Raw genomic sequence first — 17704 nt, 5'->3', positions numbered from 1 at the left:
CGTATCATGGGGCCGGCGTCGCCTGTTCTGCCGGCTGTCCGGCCGTCACCCCGGTAATCACTGTCACTGATTCGAGGCTATCGAAGTTGACGAGCGGCAGGACTTCGACGATCGTCTCGTTCTTCGCCTGGTTCTTCTTGATCTCCATGACCTTTCCAACGACGAGACCCTCAGGTATCCCGACGGTCTTGCCAGAGGTCACGACGATCTCTTTGTCGTCGATGTTCACATCATAGGGAATATGGCGCATCTCGACGCGACCGCCCTCCTGCCAGAGACCATAGACGATCCCCTCGGCACGGGCATTCTGTAGCCGCGCGCCCGTCTGAAATCCGGAGTCGATCACAAGCAACACCTTTGCGCGCCTGGCTTCGACCTCGACCACCTGTCCCACCAGGAAATTGGGGCTGACAACCGCCATTCCGATCTGAATGCCGTCATCGGCGCCCCGATTGATAACCACGAACTTTTCGCGACTCTGTGGATCGCTACTGATCACGTCGGCAGTGAGATACGTGAGGTCCGGCCGTGATTCCTGGAACTTCAGCTGCTGCCGGAGGGTCTCTACCTCGATCGAGAGCTCCTGCAACCGCGCGTTATCTGCCAACAACCGATCGCGTTCAGCGGTGACATCCGCCAACTGTTTGCGCAGGTTAGGATCTCCGCCCGGGTTGCGGGCGCCGGCCTGCCGGCCCAGCGAGGTCAGTTGCCGGCCCGCCGGCGCCAGGATTCCGCCGGCGATCCGTTTTGGCACGTCGAGCACCCCTCGGGAGTCAGCCACAAGAAACAGCAGCGCGACGAGCACCAGCGAGCCAAAGATCAGGAGATTGCGACGAGCAATCGGGGAGAAGGGAGGCACCAGGACTCAGACCCTTCGCCGGAGCTCCTGGCCACTGGCCAGCGCTCGGGAGTAAAGATGAAGCGCCTCGGCGACACGGCCGGTGCCGCGGGCAACACACGTCAGAGGATCTTCGGCGCGCCGCACCGGCATCCGCAGCTCCGCTTGCAGCCGTCGATCGAGCCCGAGCAATAGCGCGCCGCCACCAGCGAGGATGATGCCCTGCTCCATGATGTCGGCGACCAGCTCCGGCGGCGTCTCTTCAACGCAGGTCTTCACGATATCGACGATCATGTTGACCGGCCCGCTGATCGCGTCGCGGATTTCCACACTGGAGACCTCGACCGATTTCGGCAAGCCCGTGAGCAAGTCACGACCCCGCAGCATGACACGGCGCTCCTCCTCCAGTGGGTAGGCAGAACCTGCGGCGATCTTGGCGTTCTCTGCTGTGCGCTCACCGATAACGAGGTTGTGGTCACGCCGCGCGTACTGCACAATCGCCTCATCGATCTCATCCCCAGCAACCCGCAGCGAGTGGTTGACGACGATTCCTCCGAGCGAGATGACAGCCACTTCGGTTGTGCCACCACCGATATCGACAATCATGCTGCCGACCGGCTCGTTGATCGGGAGCCCGGCGCCGATCGCGGCGGCCATTGGCTCCTCGATCGTGAATGCCTCGCGCGCGCCAGCCGACAGCGCGGCATCCTTTGCCGCTCGCTTTTCGACTTCAGTAACACCGGATGGGATGCCGATGACGACGCGCGGGTGAGGCGCCATGATCCGCTGAACGTGCACCTTCTCGATGAAGTAACGCAGCATTAGCTCGACCGTGTCGAAGTCCGCAATCACCCCGTCCTTCAACGGGCGGACGGCCACGATCGTCTCCGGCGTCTTGCCAACCATCGCCTTGGCCTCGACGCCGACCGCGATAGCGCGCTTCGACTTCGTATCGACGGCGACCACCGAAGGCTCGGATATGACGATGCCCTTACCACGGACGTACACCAGGGTATTGGCAGTCCCGAGGTCGATCCCCAGATCGCGACTGAAGAGGCCGAAGAAGTAGTTCAGGGGCCGGATCATCGTGCGTGAAACCTCAGAATCAGCGCCTCACGGTGGGCTGGATCGGCAGCAAAAAACCGCGTCAGATCGCGGAAATTGGACGCGTCCCGCTCGTTGGGCGCCGCAGAAGTCTATCACGCCACAATCGCGAGGAAGTGACACGAACGGCACAAGCGAGGCGGCTCGTGCCGACCCCGCTCGTGCGCGCTCTCCCCGATCCCCCGTATGTTATGGCAGGTATTGCACCGGATTTTCGTAGATGCTGTTGTGCAGCACGATGAAGTGAAGGTGAGGTCCGGTCGACTTGCCAGTCGAGCCCATGCCTCCGAGCCACTGCCCCTGGCTGACTCTGTCGCCCGCCTTGACGGCCGGCGGCTCGATCAGGTGACCATACCACGTGACATAGCCGTTCTCGTGGTCGATCGCGACAGCGTAGCCCAGCCCGAAGTTGTTCCACCCAGCGAAGGTGACGACGCCTCCATCGGCCGCGACGACCGGCGTCCAGGCGACATTGGCGATGTCGAGACCGTTATGCCCGCCGCCGAACGCCTGGCTGATACTGCCTGCCGTTGGCCAGACGAACGTCCCTGTCGCCTCGGCCGGACCTGATGCCGTCGCCGCCCCCGCAAACGGATCCTGCGCGGGGCCAACCTCGATGCCGCCCTTGCCGCCCGCAGCGTTCGACAGGTCTACGGTCGGTATCAGGATCTGCTGACCTGCCTGGACGACCTGGCTACCGCCGAGATTGTTGAACGGAAAGTTTCTGATGACGTCCGGCGCGACATTGTACGCCTCGGCGATCGACTCGACCGTGTCCCCCGCCTGGACCGTATACAGAATGCCGTCGGCCGGCGGGATGATCAGCACCTGGCCCGGATAAATCAGGTAATCCCCCGGCAGATCATTCGCGACGGCGATCGTCACCGGGTTCAGCCCGTAGAGGTTGGCGATCTTCCACAAGTCATCACCTTGCGCCACCGTGTAGTGGGCGATGGTCGCGCGGCTGATCGGCCGCGCATTGTAGATTGTGATCGTCGCGCCAGGTTTCAGGTCGGAGTCAGACTCGACCCGATTCTGAGTCACACCAGTGATCGCCGAGGTATCGACATCGTATCGCGCGGCAATCGACGCGAGCGTGTCCCCCTGCTGGACAACGTAGGTCACGCCATCGACGACCGGAACCGCGATCGACGTGCCCCCAGCCAGCGGCGCGGTTGGATCCTCGATGTCCGGATTCGCCCAGACCAGCGTCGAGACATTCAACCCCCAGATGCGCGCGACATCGGCCAACGTCTCGCCATCGTCCGCGCCAACCGAGACGACCGGAGCCTGCTCCGCCGTGCCAACGATGTTCGACGCAGTCGCTGTCGATGCGCCGGCAGCACCGGTGGTTGAGGTCGTGCCGTCAGCGCCGGCCGGGCTCGCCGCAGCGCCGCCGGCTCCCGGTCGTTGGGTCGCCGCGCCAAGGCCACCAGGCGTCGACAGCGCAGCAGTTCCAACGGCGGTCGTTGCCGGCTGGTTCGTGCCAGTGCCGCTCAACAGCTGCCACGCCGCGAACGCCGCAACCACCAGCAATAGCAACGCGACCGGCGCCAGCTTCATCCGGCTCGACGCACCGGCGTGCACTTCATCGAGCGACGCGCCGGCACGCGCGCCTTCGAGCCGCATCGCAGCCGGAGCACGGTCGATGCCCGGGAACGGCAGTGGAAAGTCACGACTCTCCGGCGACCACTCGAAGCGTGGGATAAACGGGGTCAGCGTCGCCGCGATGTCGTGCCGCTGCGGGCGCGATCGTCCGGCTCCCCCGATCGGATCTCGCGAGCTCAAGTCTCGTCGGTCCACTCGACCACTCCATCCCCAAAGCGTCGAATCGCGGCAGTGTCCACGACCTCGACGACTCTGTCTGACCCTGGCTGGATCATCGGCGTCATTGCACTCGTCAGGGTGTACGGACACCCACCACGAGGATAGCATCATGGATGCGCATGGTCAATTTTTCCACGGTGTCACAGGTTCGGAGGCGCGGCTGGCCAGAATGTCGATGTGTACGGACACATCGCCCGGGGCGTGCCGCCGATTCTGGACTCCCAGTCACAGCTATGCGCGACTGCCGCCGTGTTTTCGCCATGATACGGTGAACTGTCAAGCCAGACGCATCGCTGGGCGTCACTTGTCGAGCCAGAGCGGCCCCTTCTCCGGCCGTCATCAGACGGCGAGACAGGGAGTCATCACGTGTTTTGCGCGTACGAATGCAGACTCTGGACCTCCCGCACAGGCTGGATCGTTCACGGTGTCGGGGCACTGCATGGACGGGCAGGGAACGACCCTCCGCCAATCGGCCGCCGTGACCACGCAGTCCTCTTCTCGCCCACCCCGTCGCATGCTAGATTGCCCACGATATCGAATCGTGGTTCAGGGAGGAGAAATTCAGGATGGCAGTTGACACGAAGCCCGACATCGCCACGCTACGAGACCGAGTCAAGGAGGCAATCCAGAACGAGCGCGGCCATGTCGTTGAGATCGCCGAGACGATCCGCGTCAACCCGGAGCTAGGCTACGAGGAACGGATGGCGTCCCAACTGTTGGCCGACCATCTGAAGGAGGCCGGCTTCGAGGTCGAGAAACCGTACAAGGGAATCGAAACCGCCTTTCGCGCCACCCGACGAGGCAAGGGAGACGGTCCGACGATCGCAGTCCTCGCGGAGTACGACGCGCTGGCCGGGATCGGCCACGGTTGCGGACACAACCTGATCGGTGGATCAGGGCTCGCGGCAGCGCTCGGGCTCGGCGCGGTAATCGACGAGCTCAACGGAACAGTCGTCATCATGGGCACGCCGGCCGAGGAGGGCGGCGGTGGCAAGATCAAGCTGGCAGAGGCCGGCGCGTTCGACGACGTGGATGCGGCGCTGATGATCCACCACGCAGGCGATCGCTCCGGCTCGGCGGTGGAGTGGCCGCAAGGTACCTGCCTGGCTGTGCAGGGCCTGAAGGTCGAGTTTTTCGGCAAGCCTGCCCATGCCGCGGCCGACCCATATAACGGCGTCAATGCGCTCAACGCACTGATCAAGACGTTCACCGGCATCGATGCGTTGCGCCAGCACATCCGCATGGAAGCCCGCATCCACGGCATCATTACCCACGGCGGGGACGCGGCGAACGTCGTCCCGCACCACTCCGCCGGTGAATTCCTCGTCCGCGCTGACACGCGCGATTATGTCGATGAGCTTGTCGTGAAGGTCAAGAACATCGCCCAGGGCGCGGCGCTGATGACCGGCTGCGAGGTCACCGTCGAGGATGGCATGATGCACTTCGACATGCGACCCAGCTACGTTCTCGGCAAGGCCTACCAGGACAACATGGCCGATGCCGGCATCGACCTCAGCCAGGGTCGTGAGGGCCGCGGGATGCACTCGACCGACTTCGGCAACATCTCCTATCTCATTCCGTCCGTCACTGGTTCATTCGCTATCTCGAAGACGCCGATCCCCGGCCACTCGCAGCAGGTGGTCGATGCCTCCGGCTCGGAGTTCGGCTACGACCAGTACGTCAAGGTCTCGACCGCGATGGCGCTGACCGTGCTCGATTTGCTCTCCAACCCTGAGCTCCTCGCGGAAGCCAAGGCTGCACATGCCCGTTGGTCCGAGCTGTACGAGCGATAGGGGGTATCGTGGCGAACACAACGGCCGACACGCTGCGCGATCGGGTTCGCGCGGCGATCGAGAGCGAGCGCGAGCACCTGGTTGAAGTCGGCGAAACGATCCGGCTCAATCCGGAGCTCGGTTATCAGGAGTTCATTGCCTCGCAAACACTGGCCGATCAGCTTCGGGAGGCAGGCTTCGAGGTCGAGAAGCCGTACAAGGGCCTGGAGACAGCCTTCCGCGCGACGCGAAAGGGAAGCGGCGACGGACCGACCGTCGCGATACTCGCGGAGTATGATGCGCTCAAGGGCATCGGTCACGGCTGTGGTCACAATCTGATCGGGGCCTCTGGCCTCGCGGTCGCGTTGGGGCTCGGCGCGGTGCTGGATGAGGTCAACGGCACGGTCGTCATCATGGGCACGCCGGCCGAGGAGGGCGGCGGCGGCAAGGTCAGGTTACTGGAGGCCGGCGCGTTCGATGACATCGACGCCGTCCTGATGATCCATCACATGGGTGACGAGACCGGCTCCGCGGTCGACTGGCCGGACGGCACCAGCCTGGCAACGAACGGGCTCGGCTTCGAGTTCTTCGGCAAGCCGGCCCACGCTGCGGGCGACCCGTACAACGGCGTCAATGCGCTCAACGCCGTCATCCAGACGTTCGAAGGCATCGACGCGCTGCGCCAGCACATCACGATGGATGCTCGCATCCACGGCATCATCACCCACGGTGGCGACGCGGCAAACGTCGTCCCGAAATACGCTGCCTGCAGTTTCGGCATCCGCGCTTCGTTCAGCGAGACGGCAGCCGACCTCGCTGCAAAGGTGCGCCACATCGCCGAAGGCGCAGCGCTGGTAACCGGCTGTGAGCTGAAGGTGACCGAGCGCGACGCGCCCTATGCCGACAAGCGTCCCAGCTACGTCCTCGGCCGCAAGTTCCACGAGAACATGGCAGCTGCCGGACTGGACACACACAAGATGCCGAAGGGCCGAATGATGGCGTCGACCGATCTCGGCAACGTGTCACATCGGGCGCCGGCCGTCGCTGGTTACTTCGCGATCAGTGAGACGCCGATCCCCCACCACTCCCAGCAGGTGCTGGACGCGTCTGGCTCAGAGTACGGCTACGACCAGTTTGTCAAAGCCTCAACCGCGATGGCCTGGACCGCGCTGGACGTCTTGCTCGACCCGGCGATGAGCAAGGCCGCATGGGACGAGCATGCAAACTGGCTGGAGAGATACAGCGGGTAGAGATCGACAATGTGGGAAGGGCGTCGTTGCCCTTCCCACCACACGAGAGACAGACTCTCGCGCAACCTGCCGGGTCGATTCTCGAACAGACCGCCGGCCGCTAGCGATCTCCGACCGGAGTGATAGTGGCGGCAACGCTCTCTGGCGCTGAGGCGGGAGCCGCCTCACCCTCGATTCGCAGATCCGGCAGCCAGCGCAGCCAGCGCGGCAGATACCAGTTCCACTTGCCCAGCAACGCCATCGTCGCGGGGACGAGGATCGAGCGCACGATCGTTGCGTCGAGGAAGATGGCAATTGCCAGCCCGAATCCGAGCTGTTGCATCTCGACCAGGTTCCCCATCGAGAAGGCGAAGAACACCGCCACCATGATCAGCGCCGCGCCGGTGATGATCCGGCCAGTGGATTCCAGACCAACCGCCACCGATTCGCGGTTGTCGCCGGACTGGTCGTAATGTTCGCGGATTCGGCTCAGCAGGAAGACGTGGTAATCCATCGACAGGCCGAACAGGATGCAGAACAGGAAGATCGGCAGCCAGTTCGTGATGATGTGCGTCTGGGTGAACCCGAACAACCCAGCCCCATACCCCTTCTGGAAGATCAGCACGAGAATGCCGTAGGAAGCCCCGACCGACAGCAGGTTCATGATGATCGCCTTGAAGGGCACGATGATCGAGCGGAATGCCAGCGTCAACAGGACGAAGCTCAAGCTCAGCACAAACGCGAATACGATCGGTGTCCGGTCACTGACAAACTGGTTGAAATCTTCGTTGAACGCCGGCGCGCCGGAGACATACACGTTCCCGGCAAGATCGCCAAATGCCGCCGGGACAAGATCGCCGCGCAGCAGATGGACGGCGTTCGCAGACTCAGGGGACGTCGCATCCACCGCTAATGGGCTCGTCAGCAATGTCAGATCACCGGCGTCATTCGTCACCGTCTGGACAGGCCCGAACACCGGTTGTTGCGCGAGCTCGGCGGTGAGGCGGTCGACCCCCTCCCGGACTCGAGGATCACTCGCGGGTGCGTCGATCACGACCTCGATCGGAGAGACGATACCGGCATAGAAATCACGAGCGATGATCTGGTACGCGTCCCGGATCATCCCCGGCGGGTAGTTCTCGACACCGACCATGCCGGTTCGGAGATCGAGGAACGGGATCGACATCGCGACGAGAAGCCCGCCCGCCAGGATCATGCTGACGATCGGACGGGCCATGACCAGGTGGCTCGCCCGCGACCAGAACCCCGGGCGCCCTGTCGGGCTGGTGGTCGCCGGCTGGTCGTACGACCGGCGTCGCGGCCAATTGATCCGATCGCCGAGCAACCCAAGCAGGGCAGGAACGAGGGTCACCGAGACGGCAATCGAGACAGTGACGACGACGACCGCGCCGGTTCCGACGCTTCGGAAGATCGTCACCGGCATCAGAAACATGCCAGTCAGCGCGATGATCACCGTTGTGCCGGAGAAGACGACTGCCTTGGTCGCAGTCGCTCCGGTGCGCTCGATCGCCGCGAGTCGATCGAACCCGCGGGCACGCTCCTCGCGGAAGCGCTCGATGATGAAGAGCGAGTAGTCGATCCCGACGGCGAGACCGATCATCGTGATGACGTTCAGGATCAGCGACGTCAGTTGCATCATCTGCCCGACGACAGCCGTGATCCCCACCGCGACGGCGATCGCCACAAGGGCGACGACAAGTGGCACAGCGGCCGCGACGAGCGCGCCGAAGACAATAACCAGAATCACGAGCGCGATCGGCAGGCCAAAGAGCTCGGCCTGCTCCAGATCCTGTTGCGCAATCTCGCTCGCGTAGTATGACGCGCTGAGATCGCCAACGGTCAGGACGCGGATGTCACCCTGCCCCTGTCTCCGAACAAGATCGAGGAATTCAGCGCCGTGCTTCTCAGCGTCCTTCACCTGGCCGGTGAGGGTAACCGGGATGATCGTCGAATGGCGGTCGGCGGACACCAGCCCGGCCGCCTCAGGAGCACCGGCAGACGACAGCTGGTAGTAGTTCATCGCCGAGGCGACAACATTCGTCATGCCAAGCAGGTGCTGGGTTGTCTGATCGACGGTCTGCTGGAATGCCGGGTCATCCACTGTCAGCGTCGGCGAGGTAACGACGATGGTCTCTCGGGCTGGCTCGACGCCGTGTAGCCGCTCTTCGACCAGCCGCACACCCTTGACCGATTCCGGCTCGCTGGTGAACTCCGCCTGACCGGTGAGATTACTCGGCAGTATGGCCTGAGCCGCGAGCGCGACGCCCATCGCAACAATCCAGGCGATGATCACGAGCCATGGTCGGCGCGCGCTCCAGTGCGCCAGACGACCAATCGACATGAACGCTCCCTCTGTCCTTCACCGGCCGGCCAGACTGTCCCCACCGTCTACCAACGCAGAAGCCAGCGGGGAATAATCACCAATCGAGGAGTATCCCACACCAGGCGTCCTTAACGTCGCGCGCCTGCTGCCTCAGACCGACCCTACCACGTGCGCCGACCACCCCGACGGAGTCCTGGTAGTTATCGTAGGATTTGCGAATCACGCAAGCGCACCCGGTTGATATCCGACAGGACGGCAGCCCTTGCCGCCACTCGCCGCATTAGTGGGCGCACGATGGACGAACCAGGCATCATCATCCGAGCGTTGATTCTCGGCTTCACTGTCGCTGCGCCGCTTGGCCCGACTGGCGTGACGGTCGTTCGACGGAGCCTGTCACTGGGCGCGTGGTCAGGGTTCGGCGTCGGGCTCGGCGCGGCATTGACGGACTTCGTCTATTTCGGCGCGACACTGGCCGGGCTAACGCCGCTGATCGAACGGGTCAGCTGGCTACCTCCGGCACTCTATATCTTCGGGGTAGCCCTGCTCGGGAAGATGGGAATCGACGCGATCCGCGAGTCTCGCCACGACATCCACGATGTGATGGTGCTGACGCGTGGTGTCGCGCCAATCCACGACGCTCGCTGGCGCGACGCTGTCCTACTTGGGATCGGCGTGACGATCGTCAATCCGGCTGCGATCTCGGCGTGGATCTCGCTCGGTGGCGCGTTCTCAGCAGCGCACATGGCAGGTCAACCGATTACGATCGGCATCGCCGCGATGCTTGCGGTTGCCACCGGCAGCGCGACCTGGTTCGCGATTCTCTCCGCAGTCTCCGGACTCGGAGGAGCATCTGCCAGCCGCGCGCCTATCCTGATCCGTTCGGCCGGCTTCGCCTCAGGGATCATCCTGTTGGGCTTCGCTGCCGCTTTTCTCTGGCGGGCCATCGACGTGATCTTCGGATAGCCCCGGCGCTCAGATCCGCGCGCCGTGCGACGCGATGATTCGATCCGCGAGCTGCTCGGCAGCAGCTTTGCCCGCCGAGATGTTATCTGGTATCCCGACACCGCGAAGCGCTGATCCGGTCACGACTACGCCCGGTATTGCCTTGGCGAGCCAGTCGATCCGGAGCAGCCGCGCGGCGTGGCCGACGACGTACTGCGGCATCGCATCGACCCATCGATAGACTCGCGCGAGCGTAGGCTCGGCGTCAATTCCCAGGATCTCACGCAACTCCGCCCGGACACGGAGAACGACATAGTCGTCCGGCGCGTCGCGCCACCAGCTTTCGCCAGGCCGGCCAATGACGACGCGCAGAAGCGACTGCCCGGCCGGCGCACGGCCCTCGAACTTCTCGGACGACCAGGTCACTGCCCGGATCGCCTTTCCCTCAGCGCGAGGGACGACGAATCCTCTTCCAGCGTTCACCGGCAGCGCCCCTGCCGGGTAGCCCAGTGAGATGCTCACGCTCGATCCATACGGAATCTTCCGCAACTCGTCCGCCAGTTCCGATGCCAGTGTCGCCAGCAAATCAGCGCTGGCCGGCGCCGGTGTCGCCAGGACAACACCATCGACCGCGAGTGTCTCGCCGCTCGACAAGTCCAGCCGGTATCCGCCATCAACTGACGAGAGCCCGACGACAGCGTCATTCAGCCGCACGTCGGTCTCGCCCAGCGCCTCGCTCATCGCGTCGATCAACTGCCCGAGCCCGCCGGCCAGGCTGACAAACGGCGTCAATCGCGCCGAAGGGCTGGGGCCAGGCGCGGCGGCCCGGCGCTGGGCGATCGCTCCGCGGATGATTCCACCCTGTTCGAGCTCGACCTGCCGCAGACGGGGCATCGTCGAGAGGACACTGAGCTGGTCTGCGTCGCCGGAGAAGATTCCGGAAACCAGTGGCTCCGCCAGGTGATCGAACACCTGACTGCCGAGCCGGCGACGGACGAATGAGCCGACCGATTCATCTGCCTCGTCGCGCCGGGCCGGGACCGCGACATCGAGCAGCATCCGCAGCTTGCCGACCGGCGAGAGGAGCGGCGTGGTCGCGATGGCTTTGTACTGAGTCGGGACGAGCATCGTCATCCCCTCCGGCAATGGCACGAGCTCGCCGTTATGCAGGATGAACGTGCCGCCGCCCCCGGGCCGGGTCTCGACGAGCGAGGCGCGCAGTCCGAGCCGGTCGATCATTGCCACCCCGGACGGCTTGTATGACAGGATCGAATCCGGCCCGCTCTCGAGCAGGAACCCATCCACGTGGTCGGTCCGGACAACCCCGCCAAGTCGCGAATCACGCTCGATCAATACGACTTCGACGCCGCGATCGCGGAGCGCCAACGCAGCGCTCAACCCCGCAACACCGCCGCCGATGACCGCCGCGCGAGGCCGATTCCCAATCGTCTCAGGCACGATACGCATCCTCCTCGAGCTCAGTGTTCTTCACGCGCATTCTAGCGGGTATGGTGTTCATTCAATCCCCAGTTTCGAGCCACAGCAGAGAGGACGGGCCGGCCAATCGTGGCACAGGAATCACTCGGGACGATCATAATTGTCCGCCGCGTGTCGATGTTCGCGCTAGGCGACGAGCGATGATGCCAGCAGAACGACGAGCGCCGTCAGGAGGATATTCAGAACCAGAAAGCCGAAGGAAATTCGCTCCCACTTGCGACGCTGGAGCTTCAGCGTCGGGTCTGCATCACCGGCCGCCAACTCCTGCTCGACAATCCGGGCCAGTCGCCGATTGACCCAGTAAGCGTGGATCAGCATCAGCACGAGGACGACCCCGGCATATTCCAGCTTCATGTGCAGGCGTCGGCCATAGAACGTCTCGGTCAGGTGCAGCCAGGCGACGCTCCGGCGCTCGCCGTTGTAGTAACCAGTGATCGCCCCGATCGTGATCATCACCCAGGCGATTGGCTGGTAGCGTTTGCCGATCTGAAGCAGGAGGAGCGTCCGGTTCACCGCCGCCAGGCCCGGCATCGCTCGCACGAAGGGAATGACGACTAGCAGGATGAAGATCATCCCGCCGAACCAGGTAATAATGGACAGCAGGTGCAGCCAGCGCACAACTGCCCAAATGGAAATGGATGCCACGAACGCTCCCAGCTAACCGCAGATTGTCGTCACCCGCGATTTTACCCGGCCGCGACCGATGGCTCGCCGACTCGTGGCTCGTAGTTGCAGGCGCTATCGCTTTCCAGATAGTCGCCGGTCCGTGCGAACGCGCGTGAGCGCGATCCCCCGCAGATATCCCGGAACTTGCAGATGCCGCACTTGCCTTTCAACAGCGATGGGTCGCGCAGCTCCCGGAAGACCGGATGGTTCCGGTACACGTCGACGACCGACTCCGAGCGGACATTGCCGGCAACGACCGGCAAGAAGCCGCTCGGGCAGATCTCGCCGATGTGCGAGATGAAACAGAAGCCATTTCCCGCGTTGACCGCCCTTGTCGCGCGACCGATCCCGTCGCTCGACTGAAACCCCGGGCCAGCGACCGGCGCTTGCTGGTGCTGCATCAATACTCTGCGATAGTGGTAACCCTCGGTCAGCTTGAGGTTCCACGAAGCGGTCTTGCTGCGCTCGATCAACCACTCGAAGACTTCTTCGTACTCATCGGCGGTCAACTCGTCGAGGTTCGCGCCCCGCCCTGTCGGCACGAGACAGAAGACGGCCCAGACTACCGCGCCGAGCTGTTCCGCCAGATCGGCCATAGCCGGGAACGAGGCCAGCGTCCGGCGGCAGAGCGTCGTGTGGATCTGGACAGGGATGCCCAGCCGATGGGCGGATGCGACGATGTCCATGGCCCAGCCGAACGCCCCGTCGACCTGCCGGAAGGCGTCATGCTCGGCGGCGTTGGGGCCGTCGAAGCTGACCGCGATCCGCGAGAGGCCGGCCGCCTGTGCCTCCGCCAGCTTGCGCTCGCTCGTCAACGCCGTGCCGGCCGGGGTCAGCGTGCAACGAACCCCCCGATCGGTCGCGTAGCGGATCAGCTCGTTCAGATCCGGCCGGCGCATTGGGTCGCCGCCGGTCAGGATCAACACCGGTGGGACATCGAATGTGGCGATGTCGTCAATAACCTTCAGCGCCTCGGCGGTCTTAAGCTCGCGCGGATCGCGGCGGAGCTGTGCCTCGGCGCGACAATGCACGCACGCGAGATTGCAGGCGCGGGTCAACTCCCAGGCCAGCACGAACGGTTGACGATTGAAGTCGCTCTCGGCCAGGATCGGCCGACGCGGCAGGACAGCAATGCCGGACACTACAGGCTCCCTCCCCAGGAGTCGATCGCCTCGGGCACGCCAGGGCGAATGCCGCCAGGCGGGCCAAGCGTGATGATGGCCCGCGGGGATGGTGCCATGCTGTGCGAAATGTCACAGCAGGGCGACACAATCGGTTTGACCGCGCTCCGAGCTTCCGCCTATCATCGACGCTGGAAACGCAATCGAATTGGATCGGACAACACAGTATGGGTTCGGCTAGCCGGCTCGACAGGGCAAGATGGGCGATATTGAACGCTCCGCGCGAGTTGCGCTTCTATGCGCTCGTATCGCTTGGCGCCTATTTCTATCAAGAGCTGGTGCCGGGAGACCCCCGCTTCAGCACAACCGGTGTGTTCGTGGGTTGGGTGCTGGTTACCACGATCCTGATCCTGCTCCTGATCCGTCGGGTGTGGCTCGCCTGGTTCATGTCCCTCGTGCAGAACCTGCTGTTTCTCTTCGTGCTCGTTGCCAGCGGCGGCTGGCCCTGGACACTGAAATACACAGGCCTCGTCGTGCTGACAGCCGCAGCAGCAGCGCTGCTCGCAACGCCGGCCGTTCGTCGCCACATGCAAGGCAAGCGTGCGTAACGCGCGAGCCTCACCTGAGTCCCGCCGACCTGCTGGAGGTCGCGGCGTTTGCGCTTCTTACGACGGTGACGGCGGTTGTCCCGCGGGACACGCGCCTACCTGGCGATCGATCGGCCGGCGACCACCGGATCGAGATCCTGTGCGGTCGTTGCGCGCCTGATTGCCGCGAATCTCTTCGGGCATTGCTGATATACTAATGGATATGTTACCTGGAGCTTGATACGATCGGCGTCGAGCCGGCCGACGTTGGACGCATCCTTCCTGGCCCGTGGCCGCACTCTATGGAGGCGTGGATGCCGATTCCGTCAGATCTCGTCATCGACAAGGCGACCGAACCCGCGCGCGAGGCCATCTTGCGTCACCTGCGGCAGTTGATCGTCGATGGCGCGCTTCAGCCCGGCGAGATCATTCGCGACGGTGAGATCGCCGAACACTTCGGTGTCAGCCGCACCCCGGTCCGCGAAGCGTTGCTGCAGTTGCGCTTCGAGGGGCTGGTCATCATGAAGCCGAAGGGTTGGACGCAGGTGAAGCCGCTCGATCGTAGCCAGATCGAGGATCTCTTCCGCGTCATCGTCGAGCTCGAAATGCTGGCCGCGCGTCTCGCCGCGGAGAAGACCGACGCGGATACGACGACCGCCGAGGAGATCAATTCCAGGCTCGAAGCGCTTCTCGACGAGCCGCATTCACCAGATGACTCCACGCGAGCATGGCAGCTCATCGAGCTGAACGACCGATTCCACGACTCCATCCTCGATATCGCCAGCAACGTCGTCCTGACAGACGCGCTCAGACCGATCAAGGCGCGGATGCGGCGGTACGAGCGCATCTACTTTGACCGGGCGACGCCGATCGATCACCTGTCCGTGGCGCAACACCACGAGCTCCTTTCAGCGATCCGCGCTGGTGACGCGAGTATTGCCGCGGCGGTCGCGGCACGAAACCTCGAGAACTCGCCAGTTCGGGCTCATTACGCCCGCCCGCGGCACGCGCGGCCCGTCACGGAAGGAGCAAGCGCATGAACGACCTCATCCTCCGCAACGCGACGCTACCTGGCGGCGAGACTGCCACGATCGCGATTGCCGGCCAGCGCATCGCCGCGATCGATCGAACCGGTCACTCTCCAGTCTCCGGCAGCGCCGAACTCGATCTCCGCGGCGCGCTCGTCCTGCCGGGTCTCGTCGATGGTCACATCCACCTCGACAAGACGTATCTCGGTGACGGTTGGCATAGTCACCGGCCGTCAACGTCGATCGTCGCCCACGTCGCAGCGGAGCGCCAGGAACGACATGCGCTCGCGCCAGTCGAGCAGCGCGCCTCAGCGCTTATCGAGCGCGCAATCACGAACGGCACAACCATCCTGCGCACCCACGCCGATATCGACCCGGTCTCCGGCCTGTCGAATCTGGACGGAATTCTGGCTGCCCGCGAACGCTACCGCGACGCGATCACGATTCAGGTCGTCGCCTTCCCCCAGAGCGGCATCATCGCCGCGCCGGGCACGTACGACCTGCTCGATGAGGCTCTGCGTTGTGGCGCCGACCTGATCGGCGGGCTCGATCCAGCCGGATTCGACAACGACGTCGACGGGCATCTCGAGGCAATCTTCGGGCTGGCTGACCGCCACAGCGTCGGGGTGGATATCCACCTCCACGACGCCGGCGACGTGGGTCTGGCCGAGCTCCAGCAGATCGCCGAGCGCGCCGTCGCGCTCGGCATGCAGGGTCGCGTCACGGTCGGCCACGCCTACGCGCTGGGCACGGAGCCGTGGAGACGCGTGGCGCCAGTTGCGGAGGCTCTCGCGAGCGCCGGCGTCTCGATCATGACGACCGCGCCAGGAAGCCACGCCTTCCCGCCGGTGCTCGCATTGCGCGCGGCCGGCGTCAACGTATTCGCAGCCAATGACAACATCCGCGACTCGTGGTCCCCTTTCGGCGAAGCCGACATGCTCGAGCGGATGATGCTGGTCGCCTATCGCTCGGGATTTACGACGGACGCCGAGCTCGACGTCGCGTTCGATCTGGGAACCAACGCCGCTGCGCGGGCATTGGGGATCGAGGGCTACGGTCTTGCCGTCGGCAACCCGGCAGACCTCGTCGTCCTCGACGCACGGCACGTTGCCGAAGCCGTCGTCGCGCGTCCGCCTCGCCGCTACGTCATGCGGCACGGCGTAATCGTGGCGCAGGATGGCATGTTGACGACGGGTAGTGGAGAGATGACCTGACGGCCGGGGAGGCCGGCCGCAAAGATAAGGAAGGGAAACCAATGGCGCGTGACATGTTCGTCCGGAACGTCCGGCCGATGAACGCGGACGCTATCGACCTGCTGGTGCAAGACGGCAGGATCATCGAGGCCGGCGCAAGCCTCGCGGCTCCCGACGGAGTCGAGGTCATCGACGGTGGCGGACGACTGCTGTTCCCCGGCCTGATCGACGCCCACACGCATATGGACAAGACGCTGATCGGCATGGGCTGGTATCGCAACGAGGTCGGCCCGACCTTGATGGACAAGATCGAGAACGAGCGCAACCTGCGGCGCGAGCTTGGCATCGACTCCCACCAGCAGTCCAGCCGCCATGCGCGGATCGCCATCGCCGACGGAACCAGCCATATCCGGACCTTCGTCGACATCGACACCGAGGTGAAGCTGGGCGGCTTCGACGGCGTCTTGCGGATGCGCGAGGACTTTCGGGACGCGCTTGATGTCCAGATCGTCGCCTTCCCGCAAAGCGGGATGCTGGTGCGCCCCGGCACGGTCGAGCTGATGGAGGAGTCGCTGCGGCAGGGTGCTGATGTTGTCGGCGGGCTCGATCCGTCGTCGGTGGATCGCGACCCGGCGAAGCATCTTGATGTCATCTTCAACATGGCGGAGAAGCACGACAAGGATATCGATATCCACCTTCACGAACCCGGAGAGCTTGGCGCGTTCTCGATTGAGCTGATCGCCGAGCGCACGAAGACGCTCGGCTGGCAGGGCCGCGTCGTCATCAGCCACGCGATTTCCCTCGGCGGTGTCGATGACGCCTACCTTGACCGGTTGATCGAGCTGCTGCTGGAGAACGACATTACGATCATGAGCCATGGGCCAAGCGGCCTCCGGCCCGTTCCTTCGGTCAAGCGGCTGCGCGAGGCCGGCGTGCGGATGTGCACCGGCAACGACGGCATCCGCGACTCCTGGGGTCCGCTCAACATGCCGGACATGCTGTTGCGGGCGTTCATCATCGCCTATCGCAACAACCTGCGTCGCGACGATGAGATCGAGATGGTCCTCGACATCGTCACCTACGGCGACGCCAGGGTACTCGGTGACACAGGGTACGGTCTCGAGCCGGGCTGCTGGGCCGACTTCGTCCTGGTCGACGGCGAAACGCACGTCGAGGCTGTCATCGAACGCCCGAAGCGCCACCTGGTCGTCAAGCACGGCCGGGTAGTCGCCCGCGATGGCGAGTGCCTGGTCTGAGGGGTGGGTGGGACGGCCCTCACCCCCTGCCCCTCTCCCAACGTTGGGAGAGGGGGGTAGTAGGTTTGCTGACGCCGTCGCGCGCTCCTTCTCCCAGCGTTGGGAGAGCGAAATAATGGATCGGCAGTACCATCTGCCGCCGCCGCACTCCCCCTCTCCCAGCATTGGGAGAGCGAAATAATGGATCGGCAGTACCATCTGCCGCCGCCGCACTCCCCCTCTCCCAGCGTTGGGAGAGCGAAATAATGGATCGGCAGTACCACCTGCCACCGTCACACTCCCCCTCTCCCAGCATCGGGA

General features: G+C 64.2%; 14 protein-coding genes. 7 read left to right on the top strand and 7 right to left on the bottom strand.

Annotated elements, in window-relative coordinates; genetic code table 11:
- Positions 1-4: 4 nt before the first annotated feature.
- The 3 genes from mreC to V9F06_04265 all read right to left on the bottom strand — a co-directional run bounded on the left by mreC (position 5) and on the right by V9F06_04265 (position 3745).
- The gene (gene mreC, locus V9F06_04275; GenBank protein MEI2616849.1) at positions 5-859 is read right to left on the bottom strand and encodes a rod shape-determining protein MreC; all 855 of its coding nucleotides are present in this window, start codon (positions 857-859) and stop codon (positions 5-7) included.
- A gap of 6 nt (positions 860-865) precedes the next feature.
- Entirely contained in the window at positions 866-1924 is a 1059-nt protein-coding gene (locus V9F06_04270; protein ID MEI2616848.1) for a rod shape-determining protein, read from the bottom strand.
- A 207-nt stretch (positions 1925-2131) separates the two neighbouring features.
- Positions 2132-3745 carry a LysM peptidoglycan-binding domain-containing M23 family metallopeptidase gene (locus tag V9F06_04265; protein MEI2616847.1) on the bottom strand — a complete coding sequence of 538 codons (1614 nt, stop codon included), beginning with the start codon at positions 3743-3745 and terminating at the stop codon, positions 2132-2134.
- Between the two features lie 590 nt (positions 3746-4335).
- On the opposite strand from V9F06_04265, the gene V9F06_04260 reads away from it, so the two are divergent.
- Both V9F06_04260 and V9F06_04255 read left to right on the top strand, forming a co-directional pair.
- A complete protein-coding gene (locus V9F06_04260; protein ID MEI2616846.1) occupies positions 4336-5562 on the top strand; it encodes a M20 family metallopeptidase in 1227 nt (408 codons plus the stop codon).
- 8 nt (positions 5563-5570) lie between these two features.
- Positions 5571-6791 carry a M20 family metallopeptidase gene (locus V9F06_04255; protein ID MEI2616845.1) on the top strand — a complete coding sequence of 407 codons (1221 nt, stop codon included), beginning with the start codon at positions 5571-5573 and terminating at the stop codon, positions 6789-6791.
- Positions 6792-6891: 100 nt separating this feature from the next.
- Here the strand turns inward: V9F06_04255 and V9F06_04250 are convergent, their stop codons facing one another.
- Positions 6892-9132, bottom strand: coding sequence for an MMPL family transporter (locus V9F06_04250; GenBank protein MEI2616844.1), 2241 nt, complete (start codon positions 9130-9132; stop codon positions 6892-6894).
- A 276-nt stretch (positions 9133-9408) separates the two neighbouring features.
- On the opposite strand from V9F06_04250, the gene V9F06_04245 reads away from it, so the two are divergent.
- On the top strand, positions 9409-10077 hold the full coding sequence (locus tag V9F06_04245; GenBank protein MEI2616843.1) for a LysE family transporter: 669 nt from the start codon (positions 9409-9411) through the stop codon (positions 10075-10077).
- Positions 10078-10086: 9 nt separating this feature from the next.
- Here the strand turns inward: V9F06_04245 and hemG are convergent, their stop codons facing one another.
- The 3 genes from hemG to V9F06_04230 all read right to left on the bottom strand — a co-directional run bounded on the left by hemG (position 10087) and on the right by V9F06_04230 (position 13361).
- Positions 10087-11514, bottom strand: coding sequence for a protoporphyrinogen oxidase (gene hemG, locus V9F06_04240; protein MEI2616842.1), 1428 nt, complete (start codon positions 11512-11514; stop codon positions 10087-10089).
- 165 nt (positions 11515-11679) lie between these two features.
- Positions 11680-12198, bottom strand: a complete 519-nt coding sequence (locus V9F06_04235) for a CopD family protein (protein ID MEI2616841.1) — start codon at positions 12196-12198, stop codon at positions 11680-11682.
- Positions 12199-12239: 41 nt separating this feature from the next.
- Positions 12240-13361 carry a TIGR04053 family radical SAM/SPASM domain-containing protein gene (locus V9F06_04230; protein MEI2616840.1) on the bottom strand — a complete coding sequence of 374 codons (1122 nt, stop codon included), beginning with the start codon at positions 13359-13361 and terminating at the stop codon, positions 12240-12242.
- Positions 13362-13609: 248 nt separating this feature from the next.
- Here V9F06_04230 and V9F06_04225 point away from each other — a divergent pair, with 248 nt between their 5' ends.
- The 4 genes from V9F06_04225 (at position 13610) to V9F06_04210 (ending at position 17404) form a co-directional block, all read left to right on the top strand.
- Positions 13610-13948 carry a hypothetical protein gene (locus V9F06_04225; protein ID MEI2616839.1) on the top strand — a complete coding sequence of 113 codons (339 nt, stop codon included), beginning with the start codon at positions 13610-13612 and terminating at the stop codon, positions 13946-13948.
- Positions 13949-14241: 293 nt separating this feature from the next.
- Complete coding sequence (locus V9F06_04220) at positions 14242-14967, top strand: GntR family transcriptional regulator (GenBank protein ID MEI2616838.1); 726 nt, start codon at positions 14242-14244, stop codon at positions 14965-14967.
- Entirely contained in the window at positions 14964-16169 is a 1206-nt protein-coding gene (locus V9F06_04215) for an amidohydrolase family protein (protein MEI2616837.1), read from the top strand. The genes V9F06_04220 and V9F06_04215 overlap by 4 nt, the downstream gene beginning before the upstream one ends.
- A gap of 41 nt (positions 16170-16210) precedes the next feature.
- Positions 16211-17404 (top strand): amidohydrolase family protein, encoded by a 1194-nt coding sequence (locus V9F06_04210; GenBank protein MEI2616836.1) that lies wholly within the window; start codon positions 16211-16213, stop codon positions 17402-17404.
- Positions 17405-17704 lie beyond the last annotated feature (300 nt).

The sequence above is a fragment of the Thermomicrobiales bacterium genome, assembly GCA_037045155.1.
Taxonomy (GTDB): domain Bacteria; phylum Chloroflexota; class Chloroflexia; order Thermomicrobiales; family CFX8; genus JAMLIA01.
The sequence above is the reverse complement of the archived record's forward strand: the minus strand, read 5'-3'. Positions and strand labels throughout refer to the sequence as shown.

Excerpts from the sequence above, each read along its gene's own strand:
- V9F06_04245 (MEI2616843.1), top strand. The coding sequence starts at position 9,409 with ATGGACGAACCAGGCATCATCATCCGAGCGTTGATTCTCGGCTTCACT.
- V9F06_04270 (MEI2616848.1), bottom strand. The coding sequence starts at position 1,924 with ATGATCCGGCCCCTGAACTACTTCTTCGGCCTCTTCAGTCGCGATCTG.
- V9F06_04210 (MEI2616836.1), top strand. The coding sequence starts at position 16,211 with ATGGCGCGTGACATGTTCGTCCGGAACGTCCGGCCGATGAACGCGGAC.
- V9F06_04260 (MEI2616846.1), top strand. The coding sequence starts at position 4,336 with ATGGCAGTTGACACGAAGCCCGACATCGCCACGCTACGAGACCGAGTC.
- V9F06_04250 (MEI2616844.1), bottom strand. The coding sequence starts at position 9,132 with ATGTCGATTGGTCGTCTGGCGCACTGGAGCGCGCGCCGACCATGGCTC.
- V9F06_04215 (MEI2616837.1), top strand. The coding sequence starts at position 14,964 with ATGAACGACCTCATCCTCCGCAACGCGACGCTACCTGGCGGCGAGACT.
- V9F06_04220 (MEI2616838.1), top strand. The coding sequence starts at position 14,242 with ATGCCGATTCCGTCAGATCTCGTCATCGACAAGGCGACCGAACCCGCG.